The organism is Halorubrum sp. GN11_10-6_MGM, assembly GCF_005435165.1.
Lineage (GTDB): Archaea > Halobacteriota > Halobacteria > Halobacteriales > Haloferacaceae > Halorubrum.
Genome location: NZ_SGUC01000057.1, coordinates 1 through 8,488 on the forward strand (window position 1 = coordinate 1; position 8,488 = coordinate 8,488).

The following is an 8,488-nucleotide window of genomic DNA, read 5'->3' on the forward strand; positions in this document are numbered from 1 at the left end:
CGCGTCCACGCACGAACAGAAGTGTTCGTTGCGCTGTGCCTACGGCTCGTTATTGCCATCACCAACTACGAGCGCGGAAACCTACCGGGCTGTGAGAAGCTATGAGATGGATTCTATGACACGCTCTCTATAATTATTTGCTCAATTTCATCATTGATTCCGCGTGGCAAATCTAAGTGGAGCTTCTCTTTTTCTGCTTTCAGTACGCGCTCCCGAATTTGTTCAATCTTGTCACTTGAAATTGTGACTTCGTCATCAGAGAGAGTAGTCATCGTATCAACTGTAAGTGGCTGCCATTTATATTTTAGCCCAACGCCCTCATGTAGCGCATTGTCATAAGGAGCTGTCTTGCGATTCCGTGTATATTGAATGGGTTGAGAACGTGTGATTTCACAATTATATTACCCAGAGACAATGGGGCCACGCAACGGGTAGCTGTATCCACAATTGCCTCCGAAAGAGCGTACTGGCACCCGCGATCGTGTGTGTCATCGAATGCCCCAAGCTCCTACTGCGCCCCGTCTTCTCTAATATATGGGTGCTGTTCACCCGCCAATATCACCTCAAACTCAAGGAGTTCTCTGTATTTAGCATCTCTACACACGGCACGTGGATAAGAGCGGAGTATTGATTCTTTCTCGGAGTTTGTGTATAACCACCGGCCTGTCGTTCCTGACTATCTCCTCGATAAATTATCAGATCGCACGTATTTTTCAATAACTTCGATATCAACCCTCATTCTTGCGGAGCCCAGGAGTCCCGCTAGCAGGCGTGCCAGTGTACTCCTCGATTGTAGCTTGGTAGTGAGGCTTCTGAGTCTCCGATAGACTCTGCGAGGCAGGGATGGGAACCGGATCAGGCATTGTTGTCAATCCGAAGACCGGGCGAGACATGTCCACCCCGTGCTCTTCTTCCATGAATACGCTTAGCTTCTCCGATGTCTGATATCGCCCGTCCGATTGCTTGACAAGTAATCCCGCATCGCGGAGTTTGACGCCGATACTCGGGTCTGCGTAACCGACCCCGCCGCCTCGCGCGACGAAGACATCACTCCAACGCCACGGTTCCGCGTTCGGCCCGGGAATTTGCTCGATATCGCTCACGCACCAGTTTATTTTACACTTCAACGCCATGGGAATCGTCTCTGTTCGTGTCATCTCAGGCCCCCTCCTTCGGGTTGACAAGTCGGAGCTTGCCGTCCGCTGGCGCTTCGAGCTTGCCTGACGACTTCATTGACGCAATCTGGTCCTCGGCGGTCTCTGGGGCCATGCCGTGTTCACCGGCGAGTTCGCCGATGACCGAAAGTTCACTCGCACCGTCGCCGTCATCGACGCGCTCGATGACAGATTTGACCGTGCTCACACGATCGTGCTGCGAGGTGCGACCACTGTCACGTTCCGTGTCAAGTGACTCGTATACCACCCGACTGTCTGAGATAAGCCTGAGTCGCCCGTCCCCCGGATCGACCGCGCGCCGGGTAGCTAAGAGCGACTTGATTTTATCCACTGCCGTACGTGGGTCAAGTCCAAAGCGCCCGGTCAGGCGGTCCATGACAGCCTTCTTCGAGGCTCCCTCGCCGTCGTCGAGCGCGTCGATGACGACTTCCGTGACACTCAGTCGTTCAGTTCCGCTCTGCAGGTCGTCCATCTCCTCGAAATCAAACTCGCCACGCGGTGCGACTCGCACCTCAGTCGCGCCTGTAATAGTCATCTCAGGCTTCCCGTATTGCTGTTTCACACTCCCACGGAGTATCTTCACCTGGTCTCCCTCGCTCACACCGTCAAACACAGACTCATGTTCCGTGCCGTCGATATAGTCTGTGACTTCGATCATGTCCGTGTTGTCCTCAATGGTGATTTTCACCGCGTGTCCTGACTGCGTTCTGTGGTCATTGGTGTCGATGACTTTGCCTATCGTTGACCGGTGACCACCGCTAAGGTCTGCGATTTTACGGATCTTCTCGTGCTCACGCGAGGCCGGCGACTCAGTCGCTGTAATGTCGTCGCCCCAATCGGTCAGTACCCACTCAGGAGCGTACTCAAGCGCCTTCTCCGATAAGGTTACGTGCTCGATTGCCCGCTCATCGCCCATCCAAGCACCCGTCTTGAACGATCGTGCGTGCGAGCGCTTCGAGAGCGGCCAAAAGCCGTTCGAACCACCTGGGCTCTTCGGGGTTTTGTTGTTCCGCTCGCACCAATTCACATAAATCTCGTAGATCACGCTCTTGGGCACGCGAGCGCCCTCCTCTGGCGCGGAACACTCCTCCCAAAATCTGACCATTGCATCACTGTACGACTCGTATATCTCTTCGCGGTCCTCCTCGGAACGACCGACTTCCATGCTGCCGTCGCGGTGCATGCGTTGTGCATAGTCCACTGCCTCAACGAGGAGGCCGCGGAGTTCATCTTTCGAGGCGATTTCGTTGAGTACCTCGTCTCTATCGATGCGATTTTTGTGCTCGTCGTTCGGGTCGTTGGTGTACTTGTGGGGCATCACGACCGGGAACATCCGGCGAGTCGCACCGTCAGAGTCGTCCATCAACACGGGCGGGTCGTTTGACAACAACACCATTGTCGCGTAATTTAGATATCCATCAACCTTCTCGTTCTTGATGTTGATGCTCCCCTCACGGCTCCCACTGTGCTTCTTCATCAGCTCCATCGACGTCGCGGACACGTCTGTCGCGTCGTCGTCTACTGCGAGGTGGTTGTTGAGCAAAGGTTTCGTCCCGAACGACTCATCCGGATCGGTGAGTTGGCGCATGGATATCTGGCCGGTGTTGTCCGACCCGATGAGTCGCTGCAGCACTGTGTTCCACACAGTTTTTCCATTTGCACCCGGCCCGATCAGCATAAATATGGCTTCTACGGGATACGACCGATGTAGCATGTGAGCGACCGAATACAACAGTGTCTCGCGGTCTGCGGCGTCTTCGGTGACATCATCGATGAACCAATCAAGCCCCTCCCCGAGACCATCGTAGTCTTCTGGGTGGTACTCGATTGGGATTTTCTCCGTCGCGCGCCACTCAGGCCCGTGTTCGTGCAGTTCGCCCGTTCGCAGGTCTATCACACCGTTCTCACAGGCCACAGACTTTTTTCGCGCGACTACATCCGGCGCACCGGTCCAAAACGCGTCTTCTTCGACGTATGACCGGTGTTTGACCATCGATAGGATGATAGATATCCGCTGCGGGCCACACTCTGTCGCAGGGAGGTTGTCGTCGATTATCTCTTCCAAATACGTCTCACCGGGCTTGAACAGGCCATAGTCGGCTGCATCCTCGTCATCGATGTACATCATGAGCTTATCGCTGCCGCGCGGGAGCTCTACTGTCCACTCATCGCAGATTATATCTGCTATCCGCGAACTTGCCTCGGTCTTATTCGACGACTCTTGGAATATCTCATCCGAACGCGCCAACTGGGTCTCCTCCTCAAGTCCTCGCGTGACCGTGTCGAAAACACCCTCGCCAACATTGACAACTTGACTGTCGGCGGTCGTGGTCATCGTCGCCGAGTCGTCGCTCGCGCGCTCGACGTTCGTGACCACGATCTCGTCATTTTGCTCGAATTCATCGAGTTGCGGCATGTTCGGATTTATCTCACAGTCGATGACACCCGTCTCGTCCGCTATCCGGACCATCAACCCGGTCATATTGCCGAATTCGCCGGTTTCGGATATCCGTTTCACGACAACACCATACAATGTTGTCCGAGTAATTTCCACACCCTCGGTGTCGCCGTCGGATTTGTCGTCTAAACTCTCGTTGAACTCATCAATATCGTCCTGAGACATCAAATCAGACGCATCCACAGCGCGCTTCCGTGGGGCGACATCGTGGCGGTAATCGAGTTCATCGCGCCCGACCCCGTCGCTGTCGCCGACGTCACACTCGTCGTCTCCGCATCCGTCGAACACCCGATATCGGACAGTGTCGGGCGTCTTGTCGTATGACAGCGAACGTGCCTTCACCGTACGTACAACGGGTCTCGGCGTCGATACGTCGTCGGGGTCGACGCCCTTGTCGATAGACAAATCGACGTCCGTGGCCGCGGGAGAGTCATCCCCGGCACCCGGCAGGTCCGCCGGGGGATGCTCCGCGTACTCAACACGATCGTGTGTGTCGTCGTCGCTCTCAGGTGGGAAGGACAAATCCATGCCTCCCACGTCCCAATCTCCGTCATCGTCCGCGTCGTCCGCGTCGTCCGCGGGCCTGCCGTCATTGACAACATCACCGTCATCGCTATCTTCACCGTCTTCACCGTCACGATTGTGTGTGTTGTCGTCGTCTGAGGTACTGGGATGCTCAGAGCCGCTGACATCGGCTTCTTCGAAGTTGCTGTGTACCTCATCTGTATCCACAGCCTCGTTATCATCCGGCACGACAGGCTCGCCGCCGTCCGTGACAAGTTCTTTCCCGTCGTTCGTGTCGGCGGGCTCATAATCCTCGTACCGCTCTCGCAGAGCGTCGGGGTCATCGACTGGTGAGAGCTTGTCGATTGTTGTGTTTGGACCGCTTTTGGTCACGCAGTCCGGGGCATGCCCGATTTTTGTGAGATGCGCGTACGTCCACGGCCCCTTGGCCGCGAAGAGGTACTCATCCCCGTCGTACAGTACTCGATCCCCCTCAGAGACGGATGCTTCGTCAAATTCACGACTAACCTCGCTCGGGGACGGCTTCGGTTTGCGTGCCCTCTTACACGAGCGGCACATCGGGTCGTCGGGGATGTCGCCAAGTGGCACGCTCATACCACCCTCGCAGTAGTTACAGTAGATCACTTCGTGGGGCTCCCGACCGCCATCCGTCACGAGCTCTCGGTCGGCGTCGTCGCCGTCCGCGCTCACACGATCGTAGTGGTCCTTGCCGTTCGAACCGTCTCCAAGACGTCGAACGCGGGCACGCGCCTCCTCGCTGTCGGTGTCGTCGATAGGTTCGCCGCCGTCCGTCACCAACTGCTCTTCAAAGTCGCCGATGTTCATCTGCTCGCTACTAGCGTCCCGCTCGTCGTCGTTAGATACTCGTGTCATATCAGATACCTCCGTCTGCCGCTAATTCGTTGTTCTCTGCGCTCTCTATATCGCCAATTGCACGAGCGCCAGCTGCGCTCTTCGCAATTACAGCTACATTCGAGAGGGGGACCTTGAGGTCGATGCCGCCCTCTCGCTCGGCAATATACAGCCCGAGCGTCTGCTCGCCGCTGTTCACAACGTGGTGTACCGCTTCGATTTCCCGGTTGTCGCGCGTTACAACTCGTACTGGCTTCAGAGCGAAGCCATCCGTTTTATCAGCGTTAGTACCGTAGTTTCTCATGGGGTGCTCACACCTCAAAGGGCGGCGCGTCACACCGCGTCGACCCCTCGTCTTTTACGACAAGATTGGCCGAATGCCCTCTGAAGCGCTTATCTCGTACTATCTATGCTACACGTATAAAACCTCGTCAACAATCGGTCAATGTTCGACAAAAGTGACGCTAGATTCGATCACCTGATCGAATATTTATAAAACTCCGTGTGGCAACTACAACTACAGCAGATGCTGTCGGGGACCGCACAGGCCTTCCACCGACAACACCGCAAAACACCCCCTCAAACCGGTCGATGTGGTAACAGAACCGTGTGTTAAGATAGTCAACGGTACGATATCGGTGCTCTACCACACCGACCACAGCATATGCGAACCACTACACCCTGGTTATGAAACACCCATTTTCAATCCGCAAATTCTGAATATTCTCTATATGGCTTTCGCTGTGGTAGGGTACTGTTTGTAAGGGTTAGACGTTCTGTATGTAGAGATCTCTACCACATCGAGCATTTATTTCAAGAAAGTCGGTGTGGTAGTGTTCGGAATAAACCGGAGTTTTATCGAAATAAAGTGCTGGTGCTGTGCTGTTGTTGAAGCCAGTGCGGTCCCCGCTGATTTTTGCGGTTGTTGTGCGGTTGCCGTCTCGTCGCCAACTGTGATAACATCGCCCGCACCATACACGATCGTGTCGCGTCGTCGTGGGATTGACAAGAAAGGAGCTCCCGTCTACTGCTGGGGGAGCTGGTACATCGCGGCTCGCTCGCCTGCGTTGATTATCGTTCCCCGAGCGCACCCTAGTTCATCGGCTGCCGCGGTCGCTGTCTTGTCGCCCGCAGCGACCATTTGCAACTGAACACGGACGTCGTCGTAATTGTCGGCCTTCACGAGCCGCCCCGCATCGACACGTGTCCCGAGCGGCGGGCGTCCGCCGCTCCACTGCTCCTCGATGATCTCAGCCCCGTCATCGGTCGTCAGGGCGTCGCGGTGGATGGTTAGCGTGCGCTTGATGTCGTCTAGGGTCGCGCCGGTATGAAACGATACTCTGATGTCGGCGATCGTGACGGTCGCCCCCGACTCGGTGATGTCGTGTATGATGCCGCCACTGATTGACGCGGGGTCGGCGACGATAACCTCTCGCTCGCTATCGCCGCGCATGACGTCGCGGACGTGCTTGAAGAAGCCTGGCTCGTCGTCGGGAAGCTCGACGGTCGGCCTCCGGATCAATATAGAGACGTCTGGGAGACGGTCTGGGTCTCTGTTATTGAGTTCCGCTCGCGCGGTGTAGCGCGACCCTTCGGCGACCCATCCCGCGACATCGTCCCCAAATCCGAGATCGGTCGTCTCGCAGAGGTACTGCTCGCACGTGCTATACTGCTCCTCGATTGCCTCCTCGTTGAGTCCGTTGACCCAGATTATTTTTTCTTTCATCGCGTATTAGACTGCTCATATGCGGGTAAAAACTATTGCAAAAACCCGACGCCACCGCGTCAAAAACTGCTACGAAAAACCGAAAATTATGGCAGTGTAGCTGAGGGATTCTTAAGTTTTTTAGAGCGTTCTGCGTCGCTCGATTGGGGTTTCTGCTGCGGTATTTATACACGATCTCGTCCCAAAGTGTGTGTTGGTCTGAGCGGGATTTACCCGGGATGCTCAAGCGCCGTTTGGCTTCGATGGGAGTGCGACTGTTGGGGGTGCAAGAGCTATCGCTCACACACGACCGTGTGTGCCGTGACTACAACTAAATACGAGAGGGGGCGTTTCCGGAATTCCCTTCGACACGATCGTGTGTGCGACGCCCTCTCGGTTCACTCAGATATCATCGAGAATTTCTCTTCTCTGCTCCGGGGGTACATTGTCATATTTGAGGGTGGTCTGAGCGCTCTTGTGACGCAGCTGGGCTTTGGTCGCTGCGAGGTCTCGCTCGTGTGTTAGATAGGTGCCCGTGCTGTGCCTCAGGCTATACCAAGTCAGACTTCTTCCACGCGACTCGATGCCCGCCTGCTCGCAGAGTCGGCTGAGTAAGCGCGCGAGAGACCGGCTGCCGTACGTCGTCCCTTCACGCGATAGCCAGAGCGCATCGGTGTCGTCGTACTTTTCGAGTTCCGCGCGTTCATCGAGCCAGTGATCTAGCACTGTCGCCGATCGTGTCGTCAGCGCCGTGCGCCAGTTGTCTTTATTTTTACTCGAATCTTCTTTGGGAATCCTGAGCATCGAGTTGACAATATCGCACCAGTCGGTCGTCGCGCGGCCAACCTCCACTGGTCGGAGCGCCGCATCGAGGCTAACGCACACGATCGCTGGTACCTTCCATCCACCGTCATCGAGCGCCTGCTCGCGCACTAGGCGTCGCTCTCGCCTCGTTAAGTAGTCTCTCGGAGCATCGTCCCCACCACTCCGGAAACGCTGGTCGTGCTCCCACTCGTCGATGTGTGTCGTGTTTGACAACCACCGGTAGTATCGCGCGAGCGCCTCCTCGGTCTTCCCTTTGGTTGCATTCGACACATCACGATAAACGACGACGTCGTCGATGTACTGATCTGCGTGCTCGGTCGTTGGCGGGTGTGTATATCGCCCCTCGGAGCTCCATACCCATCGATCAAATCGAGCGCATTTGTAAGCGGTCTCGTACACAGTATAGTCTGAGTATCCCTCCATCCGCTCGGGGTCCTTCGCCCGTGTCCTGAGCCATTTGACAAACCTCTGGCGGAGCTCACCATAATCGACTAGCTGCTGTTCGTTGAGCTGTTCGGCGTTCTCACTCGGTACTAAGTTGAGGGTTCGCCCCCCTTCGACGTCGATGGTGTAGCGTTCGTGTTTGCTCGCGGTCATAGTCGTACACAAGCAAAACCACAAGAGGGGAGCGCGATTGTGTGCGCGGGATGAATCGATTATGTCAGGACATTTATGCGAGCGTCCTAAGCGCTACGCCTTTGGCCTGGCTCGGCAACCCGCGCGCAAACCTGCGTAGGCGGAACCGAGTCAAGAACCTGACGAACCGATAGCGGCGACGCGATTCATAAATGCGGTGGCGCGTGCCGACGAGCGGTCGCCTGTAGTGATAGTCATAACTTTTGAATAGATAAGAAGCGATCAATCCATGACTTTGCGAAGCTTATCCGATCGGCGTAGTCGTGAAAGATCGAACAGACCAGTTCTCGATACGTTTCAAGATCTGACGCG

At 55.8% G+C, this 8,488-nt stretch carries 6 protein-coding genes, 1 tRNA gene and 1 pseudogene; 1 reads left to right on the forward strand and 7 read right to left on the reverse strand.

The window, feature by feature from the left end; all coding sequences use genetic code 11:
* A pseudogene (locus EXE46_RS15630) lies at positions 1-105 on the forward strand (IS5/IS1182 family transposase); the annotation flags it as partial.
* 8 nt (positions 106-113) lie between these two features.
* Here EXE46_RS15630 and EXE46_RS17270 read toward each other — a convergent pair.
* From EXE46_RS17270 to EXE46_RS16895, 7 genes are all read right to left on the reverse strand, one after another.
* Positions 114-272 (reverse strand): hypothetical protein, encoded by a 159-nt coding sequence (locus EXE46_RS17270; RefSeq protein WP_199234196.1) that lies wholly within the window; start codon positions 270-272, stop codon positions 114-116.
* 456 nt (positions 273-728) lie between these two features.
* On the reverse strand, positions 729-1,157 hold the full coding sequence (locus tag EXE46_RS15635; RefSeq protein ID WP_137689271.1) for a hypothetical protein: 429 nt from the start codon (positions 1,155-1,157) through the stop codon (positions 729-731).
* A gap of 1 nt (position 1,158) precedes the next feature.
* Positions 1,159-5,031, reverse strand: coding sequence for a phage/plasmid primase, P4 family (locus EXE46_RS15640; RefSeq protein ID WP_137689272.1), 3,873 nt, complete (start codon positions 5,029-5,031; stop codon positions 1,159-1,161).
* A gap of 1 nt (position 5,032) precedes the next feature.
* Positions 5,033-5,314 (reverse strand): hypothetical protein, encoded by a 282-nt coding sequence (locus EXE46_RS15645; protein WP_137689273.1) that lies wholly within the window; start codon positions 5,312-5,314, stop codon positions 5,033-5,035.
* A gap of 720 nt (positions 5,315-6,034) precedes the next feature.
* Positions 6,035-6,736, reverse strand: coding sequence for a hypothetical protein (locus EXE46_RS15650; RefSeq protein ID WP_137689274.1), 702 nt, complete (start codon positions 6,734-6,736; stop codon positions 6,035-6,037).
* Between the two features lie 381 nt (positions 6,737-7,117).
* Positions 7,118-8,137, reverse strand: a complete 1,020-nt coding sequence (locus EXE46_RS15655) for a site-specific integrase (protein ID WP_137689275.1) — start codon at positions 8,135-8,137, stop codon at positions 7,118-7,120.
* A gap of 42 nt (positions 8,138-8,179) precedes the next feature.
* Positions 8,180-8,262: transfer RNA gene (locus EXE46_RS16895), tRNA-Leu, on the reverse strand.
* Positions 8,263-8,488: the final 226 nt, after the last annotated feature.